Below are 18,227 nucleotides of genomic sequence, written 5' to 3'. Positions count from 1 at the left end.
TTAAATTGCTTTACAAAACAAATAAAAAAATGAAAATACATAAGATAATATTCGCAGTTCTATTGCTTTCTGTAGCAATTCCATTTTTTGCAAAAAGTCAAGAAAAAGAACAACTAACCATTCCATTGTCAGATCCCAATAAAGAAGGAAAACTAAATGTGGGTATCATCACTGGCTCCATAAAAGTGATTGGCTATGCCGGAAAAGAAGTCGTTATTGATGCTATTTCTGTAGAAAAAAATCACAAGAAACAAAACCAAGAGTCTGAAGGAATGAAAAGAATTAATTCAAATGATGGGTTTGAACTAACTGCCAAAGAAAAAAATAACACGGTGAACGTGGGAGTAGATAATGTAAATATGCATGTAAACCTGACCATCAAAGTACCTCATAAGTTTTCGCTCAAAGTGAGTACGATTAACAATGGCGACATTTCGATTGAAAACGTCGTTGGAAATCTTGAAATAAGCAACATCAACGGCTTTATAAAAATGAAAAACGTGGGTGGTTCGGTAGTGGCCAACACCATCAACAAAGACATTTTGGTCAACTTTACCGAAATAACTCCCAACACACCAATGGCCTTCACAACACTCAACGGCAAAGTGGATGTTACGTTTCCAGGAAGCTTGAAAGCCAACGTAAAACTAAAAACTGATATGGGTGATGTATTTACCGATTTCGATATTGATGTTGATAAAACCTCCTCAAAAATAAATCAGTCGATTGACAAAGAAAATGGTCTTTATAAAATCAAAAAAGACGACTGGACCTACGGCAAAATTAACGGTGGCGGTTCGGAAATTATGATGAAAACCATGCAAGGCAATATCTACATCAGAAAAGTCAAATAATTTTGCCATAGGTGCAACATCCTAAAAAAAAACATATCTTTTTTGTCTTTATAGGTCTATTGAATTTTGCTAAAACCTCCCTTTAACAATCTTTGGTAGACCTATTTTGCAAATCTTGAAATATTGAGTGTGGTTTGCCCTGCTCACATTATGAAAAAACTATTATGAAAAAACTAACATTACTCTTTTTAGTAATGCAGATGAGTTATGTCTCATTTGCACAAATTGTCCCCAAAGTCCTCGACGCCAAACGCACCAGCAAGCCAGTTTCAATTGACGGAAAACTCAATGAACAAGCCTGGGGCGATGCCTCCAAATTAGATGATTTTACAGAATTTCGTCCAGTAATCGGACGAAAAGAAAGGCCAGAAATTCGAACAGAGGCCTTTATTATGTACGATGATGCTGGTATTTATTTTGGTGGGACTTGCTTCGAAAGTACACCAGATTCTATATCTAGAGAACTTTCGGGCCGTGATGGCTTCGGAGCGAATGACTACATCGGCCTTATTTTTGATACTTACCACGACAATTTGAACGGTTTTGAGTATTTCGTAACGCCATTGGGCGAACAATGGGATGCCAAAATGACCTCCAATCAAAACTCCAACAATGGTGGTGAAGACTTCGCTTGGAATGCCGTTTGGCAAAGTGCTGTAGTCATTCATGAAAAAGGCTGGACTTTCGAGATTTTCCTGCCGTATTCTGCCATTCGTTTTAGCAAAGACAAAGTGCAGGACTGGGGGCTAAATATTACCCGCAGACGTAGAAAAGTTGAAACTCAAAATACTTGGTCGGCCATAGACCCAAACAAAAATGGTTTTCTGACTCAGGAGGGCCTTTGGAAAGGTATAACAGACATAAAACCGCCGCTTCGTTTGCAGCTTTATCCCTATTTTTCCGTGTATCAAAATCACTTTCCAGCAGATGTGGCCAACCAAAAAAACTGGACAAGCCAAGTGTCGGGAGGGATGGACATGAAGCTAGGTTTGAGTCAAGCTTTTACACTTGATGCAACACTTATCCCAGATTTTGGGCAAGTACAAAGTGATAATCAGGTGCTAAACTTGACACCATTTGAAGTAAAATTCAACGAGAATCGCCAGTTTTTTACAGAAGGAACCGAGCTTTTTAGTAAAGGAAACCTCTTTTATTCTCGTCGGATTGGTGGTACGCCCATCAACCTTTACGATGCGTATGATGCAGTAAAATCCGGTGAAGAAATACTCAGAAACCCTTCTGAATCAAAGCTAATTAATGCTTCTAAAATTTCTGGAAGAACCAGTAAAGGTCTTGGAATAGGGCTTTTGAATGCTGTTACAAAACCACAATTTGCCATCATTCAAAACAACGAATCAGGCGAAATAAGAAAATATGAAACCGACCCAACAACCAACTACAACATTTTTGTTCTGGATCAAAACCTGAAAAACAATTCGTCGGTTAGTTTTATCAATACCAGTGTTTTGAGAGGTAGCCATGAATATAATGCCAATGTAAGTTCAGCTCTTTTTAGTGTAAACGATAAGAAAAATAATTACAATTTTTCGGGTAATACAGCCATCAGTCATTTGGATTTTAAGAGCATCGAAAAGAACAATTCTACTGGATACAGTCATTCATTTGGTTTTGGCAAAACCAGTGGTAGATTTCAATTTAGAGCAACTCAAGAGTTGACAGATACCAAATACACGAGCAATGATTTGGGCTATTTCACCAACAATAATTTCATAAATCACTATGCATATGTTGGGTATCGCTTCATAAAACCAAAAGGGTGGTACAACCGCATGAACTTCAACCTTAATTTAAATGCAAGCCATTTGTTCTCTAGAATTGGAGATATTGATACAAAATATCAAAATTCAAGAATAAACTTCAACTTCAATGCTCAGCACAGAAAAATTTTTTGGTTTGGTGTTTTCTCAAACTTTCAACCTACACACAACGATTTTTACGAGCCTCGTGTGGCGGGTAGAGTTTTTAAAAGAGGCAATAGTTTGGGCATAGGTACATGGTTTGAAACCAACAATGCCAAAAAATATTCAGGATACGCTGAAGTATTTAATCGCAAATACTTTAATTTTTATAACTTAAACCTATCCGAAATCAGTTTCAGTCACAATTATCGTTTCAATTCGAAGTTTTCGGTTCGTCACGGTATGGAAATTAATACGAACAATAAAGGCTTAGGATTTACGACCATAATTGAGGACAAGTCGATTTTTGCTATCAGAAAAGTTAAATCAATTGAAAACACGCTTAATCTCAAATATAATTTTACAAACAAAATGGGTTTGACTTTCAGAGCGAGGCATTACGCTAGCGTAGTAAACAACAGAGAGTTTTACGAACTCAAGGAAGATGGGCTATTGTCTAAAAGAGCTGATATTACCCAAAACCTTGATCGAAACGTTAATTATTTTAATGTGGACATGGTTTATACATGGCAGTTTGCTCCAGGAAGTTTCATGAATGTAGTTTGGAAAAACGCCACCGTTCATAGCTCCGACAATGCCAAAGTAGCATACTTGGAAAACCTTCAAAATACGCTGCAATCTGAACAAAATAACAACCTTTCTTTGAAAGTAATTTACTTCCTTGATTACCTGACTTTGAAGAAAATAGCCAAATAAGATTTCGTATTTTTTTGAATGTCCGAAGATGTACTGCAAATGTCCATTTTTGGACATTTTTTTTTGTTATATCATTTTTAAATTCTAATTATCAATTAGTTATAACTTTGGCATAGGATTGGATATTATATATAAAATTATGAAAAAGCTATTTCTAAGTTTTACTTAGAGTCAATATAAAGAATCAGAACTACAGAGATGTGTTTTGACTTTTTCTTTTGACCAACCCAATCATAATTTTCACGAGTCGCTACCCAATTAACAAAATTATGATAAAGAACTATTTTATAATTGCTTGGAGGAATCTCCTTAAGAACAGAGCTTTCAGCTTAATCAATGTTATTGGATTGGCTTTTAGCATGTCGGTATGTTTATTGATCTTGGCAATTATAGCCGATCAAAAAAGCTACGATCAGTTCCATTCGAATAAAGATCGGGTTTTTAGAGTATTGACACATGGTAAAAACAACAACCATATGAACGACATGGCTACTTCGGCAATTCCGCTTGGTGAAGAGTTGCGTAAAAACTATACAGGAATAGAGGCCTCAGCCACACTCGTTAGAAATATCGGAGGAAATGTGTTTTATAATGAAAAAATAGCCTCTGGAGGCGGCTACTTTGCCGATGAAAACTTATTTAAAATACTAGATTTCAAACTTTTAGAAGGCGATCCAAAAACTGCATTAACCAATCCTCGGTCACTAGTAATCAGCCAAGAAATGGCCTCAAAGTTGTTTTTTAATGAAAATCCAGTGGGGAAAACAGTAACTTTTAAAAACACCGATCTCAGCCCTACTGGTGTTGACAATGGTAATCGAGAAACCGACTATGGACTTTTCACCATAACTGGAGTACTAAAAGCTAATGAAGGGAAAACTCACCTGCCTTTTAAGCTATTGGCATCCATGAGTTCTCTTAATGTCTTGGTTAAAGATTCGGTTTTGAACGTTGCTCAAAACGACTGGAACTCCATTTGGGCAAACTATACCTATGTTTTACTACAAAAAGATAAAACGGAGGCTGACTTACAAAATATTTTAGATAAAATATCTGATAAATACTATCCAAAGGGCGATGTCAATCAGTATGGGTTAAAGACCAAAGCCCTTACCGAAATAACTCCGAGTAACCCCATAGGAAACGAAACACATATTGCTATACCTAAAATCGTCTTATTGGTTTTAGGCGTTTTATGTTTGATTGTGATGTTATCTGCGTGTTTAAACTACACGAATCTTTCTGTTGCGAGGTCATTGACAAGAGCCAAAGAAGTTGGAATAAGAAAAGTATCAGGTGCTACTCGAAGTCATATTTTTGGCCAATTCATTGCGGAGTCAGCATTGATTTCAATGGTATCTTTGGTGCTTTCTATCATCATATTGTTCTTATTACAATCGCTTTTCTCCGGTTTGATGATAAACAAATACCTCAATATCAACTTTAATCACACTCTTCCACTTTATTTGACTTTTTTAGGCTTCAGCTTAGCCGTTGGTGTAATTGCTGGTTTATTGCCATCCCTTTATATTTCAGCCTTTAATCCAATACAAATTCTCAAAAGCTTCGGAGGAACCAAGGTTTTTAAACGCCTCACGCTCCGCAAGGCACTCTTGATTATGCAATTTTCAGTTTCGCTGATATTTATTATTTCGACATGTCTCATTTACCTACAGACCGACCATATTTTTAATTTCGACTATGGTTTCAACAAAGACAACGTAATTAATGTAACGCTCTATAAACAAGAAAACTACAAAAGGTTTGCACAGGAAATCTCCAGAAACAAAAACATAGCGGCAGTATCGGCATGTACTTTTTTACCGGCCACCGGTACTCAAAATGGTACAATGGTAAAAAAAGCAGCTAATCTAAAGGATAGCCTACAGTCCAGCTATATTGACATTGATGCCAAATGCGTAGATGTTTGGGGACTAAAGTTAATAGCCGGGAAAAATTTACCCGAAATACCTAGCCAAAACGGAGAAAGACATATACTAATCAACCAAAAAATGGTCGAAAAATTCAAGTTAGGTACACCACAAGAGGCGGTTGGTCAGAAGATTTTGGTAGGTAAAAATACGGTAGAAGTAGTGGGAGTAGTAAAAGATTTTCAATTTCTTAATGTAATGAGAGAAATAGAACCTTTAATGCTTAGAAATCGACAATCGGAATTTAACTACGCCACTATTCGAATCAGCGGTAACAACCAACAGGAGACTACCAAATATCTAGAAGAAACTTGGAAAAAAGTAAACCCAACTACAAATTTCGAATATGAATTTCTTGATGAAGAATTGCTTTTGGTACATACTGTGTTTAGCAATGTTGCAAATGTTTTAGGCTTCATTGCCTTCCTAGCTGTATTTATATCTTGCTTGGGATTATTGGGTATGGCTACCTATACGGCCGAAACTCGCCGCAAAGAAATGGGTATTAGAAAAGTTCTGGGTTCTGGAGCGTTTCAGATTATCCTTTTGTTATCCAAAAACTACATTAAGATGATTGCCATTTCGGTGGTCATTGCCACTCCATTGGCTTATTTTATAAACAATTTGTGGTTAGAGTTTTTTGTGTCAAGGGTTTCTATTCGTCCATCGGTTTTGATTTTCGGCATATTTATATTACTCGCAATAAGCTCCTTAACTGTTCTATCACAAGCATGGAGAGCAGCCAAAGTAAATCCTGTGGAGTCTTTGAAGGCAGAGTAAACAATCTTTTAACATTAAAACAATGATAAAAAACTACATCAAAATCGCTTGGAGAAGCCTTGTGCACAACAAAGTGTACAGTGGCATCAACATTATGGGTCTTAGTATTGGACTGGCCGCTGCAATGCTTATTGTACTTTATAGCAAAGACGAGGTGAGCTATGACCGATTTCATGCAAATGGAAATAGTATTTATCGGGTTGTAAACCAATGGATAAGTCCGGATGGAAGTATAAAAAGTAAGGATGGCAACACAGGACATTTTCAAGGACCCAAATTCAAAGAGAGTATTCCTGAAGTGGCGGCTTTCGTGAGGTTAAAATCTGATAACCGAAACATCAGACATCAAAACGAAATCAGCAATATAGAAATGTTAGCAGTGGACGCTAACTTTTTCTCCGTATTTACTTTCCCGCTGGTTGCTGGAAATCCAAAAACGGCTCTATTAGAACCTAAATCTATAATTCTTTCGGAAGTAATGGCTCAAAAATATTTTAAAACAACGGATATATTGGGTAAAAACTTAGAACTAATTGAAGACGACAAATTTGTGCCATACAAAATCACAGGCGTGTCCGAAAATTGTCCGCAAAATTCTTCCATAAAATTTGATTTCCTGATTCCTCAAGTAGTAGAAAATTCTGTTTATGCCAACAACGACAATTGGTTTAATTTCTTTCAGAATACGTTTCTCGTCTTACAACCAAATGCGAACCAGCAAGCTGTTGAAGCCAAAATGAAACGAGTTTTTGAAGCAGATGCTAAAGAGGCCATACTAAATATGAGAGAAAAATATGATGTAAAAGAAACCACAAAGTTTCTTCTGCAGCCTTTCGCAGAAATGCACCTTAGCACCGACTACATAGCTAGCAATGGCCTGAGAGATGCCAGCAACCCAACGTTTTCGTATATTTTGGGTGGAATTGCTATTTTTATACTGATTATAGCCTGCATCAATTTTGTTAATTTGACAGTGGCTCGTTCTATCAAACGAGCAAAAGAAATCGGAGTGAGAAAAGTTGTAGGTGGCAATAGAAAACAACTCATCATTCAGTTTTTGGGTGAATCTTATATCCTAAGTTTTTCTGCATTTATCATTGCCATATTACTAGTTGTTCTGGTGTTGCCAATATTTAATCAGCTGGCCAATAAGTCTTTAGCCTTAAGTTATCTTTTTGATTTTAAATTAATTGTTTCTTATGTCTTGCTTTTTGTTATAACAGGTTTGTTGGCAGGTATTTATCCGGCATTGGTTTTGTCGGGTTACGAACCTGTAAAAACACTTTATGGAAGATTCAATTTCACAGGCAAAACCTATCTTCAAAAGTCCCTTGTAGTTTTACAATTTGGCCTTGCCTCGTTTTTGATAATTGCTACTTTGGTGATATATACGCACTTCAACTATCTTACATCTAGTAATTTAGGATATGACGATAAGGATTTAATTAAAGTTGAGAAATGGAATATGACAAAACAGGAAGCCGATTTGTTTAGGCAAGAATTAATTGAAAATCCGAACATTATAGAAGTTGCCCCAAAAAACGGAGGATCTTGGGGAACAGGAGCTAAAGTAAACGGCGAAACTTCAATGAATTTTGCTTATGAAACCGTCAATACTGCCTATTTGGGACTTTTGAAAATCCCTTTGGTGGAAGGTAGAAACTTCTCATCCGAATTTCCTTCGGATTCTACAAAGTCTGTTTTGGTCAACGAAACGTTTGTCAAACAAGCTGGTTGGAAAAATCCTTTGGGCCAAGTAGTGAATTTTTTCTATAACAATGATGAAAAATATCAGGTTATTGGTGTGGTAAAAGATCATCATTTTGCTTCGCTTAGTCAGAAAATTGAGCCACAATTATTTACTATGAAACCCGGTAATGGGTATGGACAAGTTTATGTGAAAATTAGACCCAATACTGAAACCGCTAGTTTGAAATACATCGAAAAGACCTTCAAACAGATTTTCCCTTTAAGCTCCTATTCTTATTCATTTAAAGAAAAAGAGAATCTTAAAAGTTATGAGTCAGAGTCAAAGTGGAAAGACATTATATTGTTTGGAGCTATTTTGACCATTTTTATTTCTTGTATCGGTTTGTTTGGCTTGGCTACTTTATCTGCCGAAAAACGTACGAAAGAAATAGGCGTAAGGAAAGTCATGGGAGCTTCTGTAACAAGTATTGTAAAATTGCTTTCAACTGATTTCTTAAAGTTGGTAAGTTTATCGTTTGTCATTTCATTTCCTTTGGCTTATTTGGCCAGCCAAAAATGGCTTGAAAACTATCCTTACAGAGAAGCTTTTAATTGGTGGATCTTCGGTTTTACTGCCATGACAACTATTGTAATCGCACTGCTCACAGTAGGTTGGCAATCCATCAGGGCAGCATTGATGAATCCGGTGAAGAGTTTGAAAACGGAGTAAATAGGTGACTTGAAAACTGATTAATCGGGTATAAAAGCGACCAATTTCCCAATAAAAATTAACAAAATTATGATAAAGAATTATTTCAAAATCGCCTATCGCAATTTGTTTAAAAACAGATTATATTCTTTGATAAACATTGGAGGACTTGCTCTGGGCATGGCTACGGCATCCCTACTGTTTTTGTGGGTGCAAAACGAAATGAGTTTTGATTCTTTTCATAAAAAATCAGATCAGATTTACCGTATAAACACCCACCTCAAAATAAATGATACTGAAACCTGGCACTGGGCATCAACTCCTTACAAATTAGCCGATTATCTGAAACAAACTTTCCCAGAAATCGAAAATAGCACACGACTTTTTACACCTTGGGGAGACTTCAACTTTGTCATAAATCACGAAGTTTTTGCTGAAAAAAAAGTGGCATTTGTGGATAGTCATTGGTTTGAGGTTTTTGATTATGAATTTATAAAGGGAAGCCCCGAAAACTTCAAGAAAGATTATTTTTCGATGATTATTTCTGAGAAAAAGGCACAAGAACTATTTCCTGACGAAAACCCAATCGGAAACGTAATTCAGCATGATTCATTGATGTATGTGGTAGGTGCTGTGGTAAAAAACAGTCCCTCAAATTCTAGTTTTCAACATGACTTCATCTTTAACAATGCCTCCAGAATGAGCAATCCGAACGTTGCTAAAAACGATGAACAATGGAATAATTTCAACTATCAGACCTATATACTGAGTTCTTCCAGGCTCAATCCTAAAACTACCTCAGAGAAGCTTACAAAATTCCTAAAAAAGACTCGAAATTCGGAAGAAGACAATACCCATCTGGAACTCCAAAAATTAACAGATGTTCATTTCGATAATATATTTCAATCCACCGGTTTGGCTTCTGCAGGAAACAAAACCATAGTGAACATTTTTACATTGGTGGCCATTTTTATTTTACTTATAGCGAGCATCAATTACATCAATCTTACCACGGCAAAGGCCTCACAAAGAATCAAGGAAGTGAGTATCAAAAAAATGATTGGGGCTACCAAAATAGGCTTGTTTTATCAGTTTATTCTGGAATCATTTATCACCAGTTTTATAGCCGCCGCCATAGGACTGATGTTGATATATTTCGATATGCCTTTGTTAAACGACATTTCAGACTCAAATTTTTCTTTCCAAAACAACCCCATTGTTTTCTATATTTTAACAAGCATTGCTATCGTTTCGGTCTTTCTTACAGGTATTTATCCTTCCTTGTTTATTGCATCATTTAATCCAATTCAATCTATTAAAGGAGCTTTGGGTGTTGATACTAAAAGCAGTAGTTTCAGAAAAGGTCTTGTGGTTTTTCAATTTACATTCACTGTTGTCCTATTGATGTCCACTTTGCTTATTTTCAGGCAATTAAAATTCATTCAAAACAAGCCTCTGGGTTATGAAAAGGAGCATATTTTCACCATAACGATTCCCTGGAATGTTCCAAATTCCTCGAATTTGTGTAAAACCATGGTTGATTTATTAAAAAAGGAAAGTAGTATAAAAGACGTTACGATTTCTAATTCAAGCATTGTAAATGTTTTGAATACCCATAGCGGAAGCCTCAATTGGCCTGGTAAGGATACCACCTGGAATCCAACAACTTCTTTGCTGGAAATTTCTCCTAATTATAAAAAATTCTTTAACCTAAAACTCACAGAAGGTCGCTGGATTACCGATAGTAAAGCCGATGAAAACAATTCTATTTTGAATGAAACTGCGATAAAAGAATTCAAAATCCCGAAACCATGGATAGGTCAAATTTTTGAAGCAAATGGCCGTAAAGGTGAAATAGTGGGTATTGTAAAAGATTTTCATTTCAGAAGTTTGAAGGAGGCCATCACTCCGCTCGTACTTTTTTATAACAATGAAGGCTACATGAGTACCATAAATGTGAAAGTTCTCCCAGGTCAATATCAAAATGCACTTGCTTTTGCCCAGGCAAGCTGGAAAGAGCTAGCACCCAACAACATAATGAATTACGAGTTTTTGGACGACACTTTCAATAATTTGCACAAAAACGAAAGCAAACAGCTTAAAATGTTCAATGCTTTCGCAGCAATAGTTTTGTTGATTTCTTGTTTCGGACTTTTTGGTCTAGCAACATTTGCGTCAGAGGTCAGAATCAAAGAAATTGGCATCAGAAAAGTGATGGGAGCAAGTGTGGGCAGCATCGTTCATTTGCTTTCAAAGGATTTCCTGATTCTGGTAATTGTTTCTATTCTTGTTGCATCTCCAATTGCTTGGTGGGCCATGGACAAATGGTTGCAGCAATTTGCCTATCATATCAATTTTGATGCATCGATTGTTCTTTTGGCTAGCACGTTGGTTGTCGCTATCGCCTTTTTAACAGTAAGTTACCAGGCAGTTCGAGCAGCTTTTATGAACCCAGTAAAGAGTTTGAAAACAGAGTGAAATTTCCACTTCATTTACTAAATGTCACCCAAATGTCGTGTAAATGTAGTTTCAGTCTTTTTTCAATACATTTACATTTGCAATCAAATAAAACAATAGGATGAAGACAGGACATTTGATTAAAACACTAAGATTGAAAAAAGGCATAACGCAAGAAGAATTAGCAGAAAAAACTGAAATAAGTGTCCGAACCATCCAACGTATTGAAAATGGTGATGTGGATCCGCGTGCTTATACTTTGCAGTCTATTGCAGCTGCTTTGGAGGTAGATTTTGAAGTGCTTAATATTTATGAAGCAGACCAAAATGACAATGAAACCAAAAAGTGGTTGCCATTATTGCATTTAAGTGGCTTACTTTTAACCATCATTGCCCCCATTTTAGTCTGGATTTATAAGAAAAATCGAATTGAAAATATTAATACCCATGCTTATGATGTGATTAATTTTCAACTTAGCATGTCTCTATATTTGCTTCCTTGTTTGCTTTTTTCTATTCACCCTATTTCATTATTTTTTGCAGTTTTTAGTCAGTTATACATTGTCATTAATACTGTAAAAGTAAATAACGGACAAGCTTATAAATATCCCTTAAATATTAAGTTTTTGAAGCCATCAAAGGTGCTTTAACGAGTATTTTCTTTACTTAGAAGACAGTTTAAAAGTTAAATAAAGTTAAGCCATTTTATCTCATTGGTTTTCTTTTTTATCTTTAATCAAGGAAAATTACCTTTTTGCAAATGCTTAAAAACTACCTAAAAATCGCTTGGAGAAATCTAAAAAAACGCAGGTTTTATTCTTTCATTACCATCTTTGGTCTTTCCATCGGCCTTACTTTTTCGCTTTTGATAGGGAGCTATGTTTGGCGTGAAATACAAACCAACGGAAACTTGAAAAATGCCCCGAATCAATACATGATTCAGAGCAAATGGAAAAAGGAAAACATGGGTATTGAGATTACCTCCCTGGGTGCAGTTGCAAAGGCTCTCAAAGATTATTATCCCAATCTAGTGGCCAATTTTTATCGTTTTGATGGTGTTTCCACAGTGGTTTCGAAAGGAGAAAAAGTGTTCAGGGAAAGTGTTCAGCTGGGCGATTCCACATTTTTGAGTATGTATGGTTTCTCACTTCTACATGGTGATAGCCGTTCAGCACTATTACAGCCCAATTCCATGGTTATTTCGACTGATCAAGCCATCAAATATTTTGGTAAAACCGATGTGGTTGGAAATTCCTTAAAACTGGAGTCATTTTCTGGTGGGAATGCTGAATTCACTATAACTGGCGTACTGGAAAAAGTACCTTTTAATTCCATCACAAATCTTACTGGAACAGAAAGCGGCCTCCCGATTATCATGTCTTTTAAAAATGCCAATTTTTTCGGTAGAAATCAATACGATTCTTGGTTTAATCCATACATAGCCAGCTATTTAGAGCTAAAAGAAGGTGTTAAGCCAGAGGCCGTAGAAAAAGCCATTTCGCAATTGGTGGCTACTCATTCTACCCCGGAAATTTTTCAAAATCTTGTACCGAAATTAGTACCTATTAAAGATGTATATCTAGAAGGAAATGGTGGTTTGGTTAGAAAAACGGTTTGGACATTGTCTTTGGTCGCCATTTTTATTTTGCTAATGTCTGTGGTCAATTATGTCAATATTTTTGTAGGTGCAGCATCCTCGAGACTTAAAGAAATAGGCGTGAGGAAAGTTATGGGAAGTACCAAAAAACAATTATTGTTTCAGTTTTTGGCAGAATCCATTCTCATAGCTTTATTTAGCTTTTTGTTTTCGCTCGTTTTGTATCAAATATTCCGCCCAGTTTTTGAGGGAATTTTAGAAAAAGAGATTGTTTCTATCTTTTCTGCCTCTCCATTTTTTTATCTTTCAAGTTTGTTGTTGACTTTATTAATTGGTTTGTTATCAGGAATATATCCTGCATTTGTGTTGTCAACTTTGCCATCCGTTGATTCCATGAAAGGAAAGTTAAAATCAGTAAAAGAAAACGTGTTCTTCCGAAGAGCTTTGATAGTTTCTCAATTTTCTGTTGCCATTTTTGTTTTTGGCGGGGCGTTGGTTATTTCAAAACAAGTCAACTATTTTTTTACAAAAGACTTGGGCTACACCAAATCCTCGGTTTTGAGTGTGAAAGTTCCCCGTGACTGGTCACCTGAAGGGGTGGAAAAAATGGAAACTATAAGAAATGAAATGGCCAAATTGAAAGATGTAAACAGTGCCAGCCTCTCGTGGGTAATTCCCGATGGCAATTTTGGACAGACAAACGGAATTTACAGAGTAGGCCAAGACTCAACAGATGCGGTTTTCACACCTTTATTATTTACGGATGAAAAATTTGCCGAGACTTACAAAATCAAAATGCAAGGTGGTCAATTCTTCAACGCCGATGGAAAAGCCTATCAACGAGGACAAATTGTATTAAATGAAGAAGCTGCAAAGTCTTTGGGTTATAAAGATCCGCAAGAGGCCGTTGGAAAAAATATATGGATGCATTCTACACCTTCAATTTTCACTATTTCTGGCGTTTGTAAAAATTTCCATTTTGAGTCGATGCACAAAGCTATCGGACCTGTGGCCTTCATGCCTGTGCGGGACAATAATTTTTTCAGATATTTAAGTTTCCAAATCAAACCCGGAAATCTCCCCGAATCACTCAAAAACATTGAAACCAAATGGAAGACCTTTTTACCGAATGCCCCTTTTGAATACAAGTTCATAGACGAAACGCTCCAAAAACTATATCAAACCGAAATCCAGCTGAAAAAAGCGGCTCATTTGGCCACTATTTTGGCTATTTTTATAGTGCTTTTGGGGATTTTGGGCGTAGTATCGCTAAGTATTGTTCGTCGCACCAAAGAGCTGGGAATCAGGAAAGTATTGGGAGCAACCACTTTAAGTATTGTTAATTTATTCCACAAAGAATTCTCAGTTTTGATCCTCATTGCGGTACTTTTTGCATTGCCTTTTTCTATGTTTTCCATGAAAAAATGGCTCGAAAACTATGCCTACAGCATTGATTTATCCTGGATATCATTCCTTATAGTCGGATTAGTTTTCGCAGTCCTCGTTTTGTTTTTGGTGAGTTTTCAGGTTGTGAAAGCAGCCATGCTTAATCCAGTTAAGAGTTTGAAGGTAGATTGATAAGGGAAGAAGGGTATAGGTTTTTGGCGACTGACCAACGATTGAATGATTGACGGTAATTATTTTGAATTAATATTTTAAAACAAATTAAAAATCAAACACTAATTTCAAGGTATTGAATTTTTACTACTTTGAATTCCGTAAAAAAACTTATATTCGCAAAAGTCCACGATAATGTGGATTCAAAACATTTTCAACCCTATCATAATGCTTAAAAAAATCATCTTTCTGTGGCTGACAATTGCCGCAATCCCTGCTCATAGTCAAAGTTTGGAGGCACCTAAAATTGATAAGGAATTTCTGGACAAAATTGAATCCCTTGCACCGGCTAAAGCTAAAATTCAAGCACCCAAACGTAAGCTTTTGGTGTATTCGCAGCACACCGGTTTTTACCATTGGACCATCCCTCATAACGACGAGTTGCTGAAAATTATGGCCAAAAAATCTGGAGCTTTTGAGGTCCATATCGCTCATGATATTGAGAGTTTTGAAAAGAAAAACCTGAAACAATACGACGCTGTCATTTTCAACAATTGCAATCCTTCAGGCCCCAAAAGAGATTTGTTTTATGATCTCTTGAAAATGAGAAGCAGCCTCAGCGAAAAAGAAATAGAGGCCAAAGCCAAAGTGTATCAGCAAAATTTCATGGATTATATTGCCAAAGGAGGCGGCCTTTTCATCATGCATGGTGCCATTACGGTACAAAACAATGACATGGAATTCAGTCGCCTCACAGGTGGTAGCTTTGATTACCACCCGAAACAACAAACAATTCACCTCAAAGAAGTGGACAAAAACCATCCATTGGTGGCAGCTTTTCATGGCGATGGATTTACGCATGTGGATGAGCCATATTTTTTTAATAATGCTTATAAAGAGCACAATTTCAGACCGCTACTTTACATGGAAAGCAAAGATATCACTGGCAAACGCGACCAAGCACATGACGACATCGTGTATTTGGCATGGGTAAAACGCCATGGCAAAGGCCGCGTACTTTATAGCTCCATGAGCCACAATATCCAAAGTGCCTACCAAGCTGAGCTACTGGAGTTTTTTCTCGACGGCATCCAATACGTGACCGGAGACCTGAAATGTGATGACAGCGTGATGGGCAAATAAAGATTTTTGAGAAGGCCTAAATGTAGAATCGATTATCTCATTTTTTATAAAGAATTTGACTAGTATTCTTTATTGTCCGATTGGTTTTTCTTCAAGGAATACACGCTCAAGTTGAAATTCTGAAGAAACAAAGTCATAAGGTTTTGTAAGGAGGAAATAACTATTTGTGAAGTAATATTCCAGGAAACTTTGCATAGAATTAAGAAGTTCTTTCTACCTGAGGAAAAAAACTCAAAATCATTAAACAAATAGATTTTTGATAAAAAAAGGCTTGAATAGGCAAATAGCGAGTTGTTAGATTTGGTAGAATGCTTAAGCATCCTACCAAATTTTGCATTAATTTATTTCGCCACCAAAAACTTATTCACATCTAACCAATGTGTGAAGGCATCAAACCATTTGTTGCTTGTGCGGTTGGGATTTCCTAGACCGAATCCATGGCCGCCATTTTGGTAAAGGTGAAACTCGACAGGAATGCCGGCTTTAAACCACGACTCAACAACACCAAACTGACCTCTAAAAAGAAAATCGTCTGAGGCTATTGCTACGAACATCGGTGGAGCATTTTTTGGAACTTCCACAGGCCCCATGCCACCGTAAATCGGACCAATAAATGCCAATTTCATAGTTTTAGAATGCAAAGTAGAATGCATGGTTAGTCCTGCACCAGCTGAAAAACCAATCATACCAATTCTTTTGGTATCTACGCCCCATTCTTTGGCTCTGTTGATAATCATGGCGTATGCCGCTTCTGCATCTTGAAGTTGGTTGTCGAGGTTTCGCTGAGGTGCTGGTGGGGGAGTTGCGGCCTTTGAACCATCAGATGGTGCAGGTGCAGGAGTACGCGGTCGATTCATCCAAGCCGTGAAATCTTCTAGCTTTTCAGGCGTTGGATTGAGTCTATATTTCAAAACAAAAGCAGCAATACCCTGTTTTGAAAGAGCCTCGGCCACTTCCCAACCTTCGTTTCCCAATGATAGCCAACTGAAGCCACCACCTGGGGCTACGATTACCGCTGTACCGTTTGCCTTACCAGGTTCAGGCAAAAATGGTGTCAAAGTAGCTTTTGTAATGTTTCGGGCCATTGGATCGCCCCACTGGCGAAACCAAGTTTCAGATGCAGGTTGGTTTTCAACTCCACCTGTTCCAAGCGGAATAGCCTTAGGTTCATTTGGGGTCTCCAGCGGATAAATTGTACCATCTTGAGCTAGGGCAACTTTCGAAAATGCAAGTGCAGTAAATACACAAGCCAATTTCATAATTTTTTTAATACTTAATTCCATTTTCTGATATTTTAAGGTTGAGAATTCAAATATAGTGTATTTTTGACACGTTTTAATAATTTGTAATTAATTATATTTCTTTACCAAAAAAAAGTAATTTAACCTTGATATTCTAAGTTAGAACTACATAAAATGCGATACAGAATTTTTATATGAAAAATGCCCTAAACCGAAGATCATTTATAAAAGGAATTACAGTCTCTTCCGCCTTAATTCCATCCTTATCTTTTGCTAATATGCAATCAAAATACGAAGGCAAAAAAATTAAAGTAGCCTTAGTTGGCCTTGGTAGATATGCAGAATACGTGGCAGATCAAATGAAAGATTGCCAATATTGCATAGTGGCCGGACTCGTTAGCGGAACACCCTCGAAGTTGGAATCATGGGGAAAAACCTACAATGTACCCTTAAAAAACAGGTATAATTATGAGAATTTTGATAAAATCAAAGACAATCCAGACATAGACTTGGTGTACATCATTTTGCCTAATGCCATGCACAAAGAATACGCCATCAGAGCAGCAAAGGCTAAAAAACATGTGCTGGTTGAAAAACCAATGGCAGTAAGTGCTGCCGATTGCTTGGAAATGATTAAAGTTTGTAAAGACAACAAAGTTCAATTGGCCATGGGTTATCGTCTTCATTTTGAGCCTTATAACATGGAAATGATGCGACTGGGGCAGAAACAGATTTTCGGTAAAGTTAGAGTGGTTGAAGCTTCATTGGGATATTTTGCTGGCCAAAAAGGAGAGTGGAGATTAAATAAAAAACTGGCTGGTGGCGGACCGTTGATGAATCTTGGCGTGTATTGTGTGCAAGCTGGTAGGTATATCACAGGCGAAGAGCCCATTGCAGTCACTGCTCAGTTTGGGCCAGTTCTACGAAAAGAATTGTTTACAGAAGTGGAGGAATCTATTACTTGGCAAATGGAGTTTCCAAGTGGAGCAGTTTGTACATCTACTTCAACGCTTGCTGCGGGTATTGACAGGCTATATGCAAGTGCCGAAAACGGCTCGTTTGAACTGAGCCCTGCCATCAGTTATGGCCCATTCAAAGGCCGAACACGTGAATCAGAAATGGATTTTCCGCAAATAAACCAGCAAGCTGCCCAAATGGATGCCATCAGCAAAGTTATTCTGGAAAATAAACCTATGCCTGATCATATCTCGGGCCTTGAAGGTTGGAAAGATATGAAGGTTTTAGATGCTATTTACAAAGCTGCAGAAACTGGGAAAAAAGTGATGATTTAGAAATATTTATATCGCTCCATATTGTTAGAAACTTCTAGCAATCGTCTTCTTGAAATCTGGATTTCTGAACCATCAGAAATCCAGATTCTTTTTGTTTTAGGTGAAAAATCAGAACAGAAGTTCAGATTTACGATACATGATTTACTGACTCTCACGAACGGAAATTCCAGAGAATTTTGGTAGTTTTTTAATGTATAAGCCATCAATCTGGAGCTGCCATCTTCAAAAACAAACTTGGTATAATTCTGAATAGCTTCGAGCTTGATTACGTCGTCTTTTGCATTTTCAATGAGCAATAAATGATTTTGGCGGGGTTTGTTTTTCATTGCCTTGCTAAAGTTA

General features: G+C 36.9%; 11 protein-coding genes. 9 read left to right on the top strand and 2 right to left on the bottom strand.

The genetic code is table 11. The features are described 5' to 3' along the window. Positions 1 to 29 precede the first annotated feature (29 nt). From EGI24_RS20645 to EGI24_RS20610, 8 genes are all read left to right on the top strand, one after another. Entirely contained in the window at positions 30 to 854 is an 825-nt protein-coding gene (locus EGI24_RS20645) for a DUF4097 family beta strand repeat-containing protein (RefSeq protein ID WP_255050528.1), read from the top strand. A gap of 164 nt (positions 855 to 1,018) precedes the next feature. Beyond that, positions 1,019 to 3,490 (top strand): DUF5916 domain-containing protein, encoded by a 2,472-nt coding sequence (locus EGI24_RS20640; protein WP_255050527.1) that lies wholly within the window; start codon positions 1,019 to 1,021, stop codon positions 3,488 to 3,490. 269 nt (positions 3,491 to 3,759) lie between these two features. Beyond that, positions 3,760 to 6,201 (top strand): ABC transporter permease, encoded by a 2,442-nt coding sequence (locus EGI24_RS20635; protein WP_255050526.1) that lies wholly within the window; start codon positions 3,760 to 3,762, stop codon positions 6,199 to 6,201. A 22-nt stretch (positions 6,202 to 6,223) separates the two neighbouring features. Beyond that, on the top strand, positions 6,224 to 8,620 hold the full coding sequence (locus EGI24_RS20630; protein ID WP_255050525.1) for an ABC transporter permease: 2,397 nt from the start codon (positions 6,224 to 6,226) through the stop codon (positions 8,618 to 8,620). A gap of 69 nt (positions 8,621 to 8,689) precedes the next feature. Continuing rightward, a complete protein-coding gene (locus tag EGI24_RS20625; RefSeq protein WP_255050524.1) occupies positions 8,690 to 11,077 on the top strand; it encodes an ABC transporter permease in 2,388 nt (795 codons plus the stop codon). Between the two features lie 100 nt (positions 11,078 to 11,177). Beyond that, positions 11,178 to 11,705: a helix-turn-helix domain-containing protein gene (locus EGI24_RS20620; protein ID WP_255050523.1), complete on the top strand. Its 528-nt coding sequence runs from the start codon at positions 11,178 to 11,180 to the stop codon at positions 11,703 to 11,705. A 110-nt stretch (positions 11,706 to 11,815) separates the two neighbouring features. Beyond that, positions 11,816 to 14,230: an ABC transporter permease gene (locus EGI24_RS20615; RefSeq protein ID WP_255050522.1), complete on the top strand. Its 2,415-nt coding sequence runs from the start codon at positions 11,816 to 11,818 to the stop codon at positions 14,228 to 14,230. Positions 14,231 to 14,437: 207 nt separating this feature from the next. Beyond that, on the top strand, positions 14,438 to 15,352 hold the full coding sequence (locus EGI24_RS20610; RefSeq protein ID WP_255050521.1) for a ThuA domain-containing protein: 915 nt from the start codon (positions 14,438 to 14,440) through the stop codon (positions 15,350 to 15,352). 341 nt (positions 15,353 to 15,693) lie between these two features. Here EGI24_RS20610 and EGI24_RS20605 read toward each other — a convergent pair whose 3' ends face one another. After that, the gene (locus tag EGI24_RS20605) at positions 15,694 to 16,611 is read right to left on the bottom strand and encodes an alpha/beta hydrolase (RefSeq protein WP_255050597.1); all 918 of its coding nucleotides are present in this window, start codon (positions 16,609 to 16,611) and stop codon (positions 15,694 to 15,696) included. Positions 16,612 to 16,787: 176 nt separating this feature from the next. Between EGI24_RS20605 and EGI24_RS20600 the strand changes: the two genes are divergently transcribed. Further along, complete coding sequence (locus EGI24_RS20600; RefSeq protein WP_255050520.1) at positions 16,788 to 17,885, top strand: Gfo/Idh/MocA family protein; 1,098 nt, start codon at positions 16,788 to 16,790, stop codon at positions 17,883 to 17,885. Here EGI24_RS20600 and EGI24_RS20595 read toward each other — a convergent pair. Further along, the gene (locus tag EGI24_RS20595; protein WP_255050519.1) at positions 17,882 to 18,211 is read right to left on the bottom strand and encodes a LytTR family transcriptional regulator DNA-binding domain-containing protein; all 330 of its coding nucleotides are present in this window, start codon (positions 18,209 to 18,211) and stop codon (positions 17,882 to 17,884) included. The two genes, EGI24_RS20600 and EGI24_RS20595, sit on opposite strands and share 4 nt — an antisense overlap. Positions 18,212 to 18,227 lie beyond the last annotated feature (16 nt).

Origin of the sequence: Lacihabitans sp. CS3-21 (assembly GCF_024343675.1) — a bacterium.
GTDB lineage: Bacteria > Bacteroidota > Bacteroidia > Cytophagales > Spirosomataceae > Leadbetterella.
Note: the sequence above shows the minus strand (reverse complement) of the source record. Positions and strands in the feature narration are given on the sequence as shown.

Bases quoted from the DNA above. Each gene is read 5' to 3' on its own strand.
- EGI24_RS20645 (WP_255050528.1), top strand. From the start codon at position 30: ATGAAAATACATAAGATAATATTCGCAGTTCTATTGCTTTCTGTAGCA.
- EGI24_RS20640 (WP_255050527.1), top strand. From the start codon at position 1,019: ATGAAAAAACTAACATTACTCTTTTTAGTAATGCAGATGAGTTATGTC.
- EGI24_RS20635 (WP_255050526.1), top strand. From the start codon at position 3,760: ATGATAAAGAACTATTTTATAATTGCTTGGAGGAATCTCCTTAAGAAC.
- EGI24_RS20630 (WP_255050525.1), top strand. From the start codon at position 6,224: ATGATAAAAAACTACATCAAAATCGCTTGGAGAAGCCTTGTGCACAAC.
- EGI24_RS20625 (WP_255050524.1), top strand. From the start codon at position 8,690: ATGATAAAGAATTATTTCAAAATCGCCTATCGCAATTTGTTTAAAAAC.
- EGI24_RS20620 (WP_255050523.1), top strand. From the start codon at position 11,178: ATGAAGACAGGACATTTGATTAAAACACTAAGATTGAAAAAAGGCATA.
- EGI24_RS20615 (WP_255050522.1), top strand. From the start codon at position 11,816: ATGCTTAAAAACTACCTAAAAATCGCTTGGAGAAATCTAAAAAAACGC.
- EGI24_RS20610 (WP_255050521.1), top strand. From the start codon at position 14,438: ATGCTTAAAAAAATCATCTTTCTGTGGCTGACAATTGCCGCAATCCCT.
- EGI24_RS20605 (WP_255050597.1), bottom strand. From the start codon at position 16,611: ATGAAATTGGCTTGTGTATTTACTGCACTTGCATTTTCGAAAGTTGCC.
- EGI24_RS20600 (WP_255050520.1), top strand. From the start codon at position 16,788: ATGAAAAATGCCCTAAACCGAAGATCATTTATAAAAGGAATTACAGTC.
- EGI24_RS20595 (WP_255050519.1), bottom strand. From the start codon at position 18,211: ATGAAAAACAAACCCCGCCAAAATCATTTATTGCTCATTGAAAATGCA.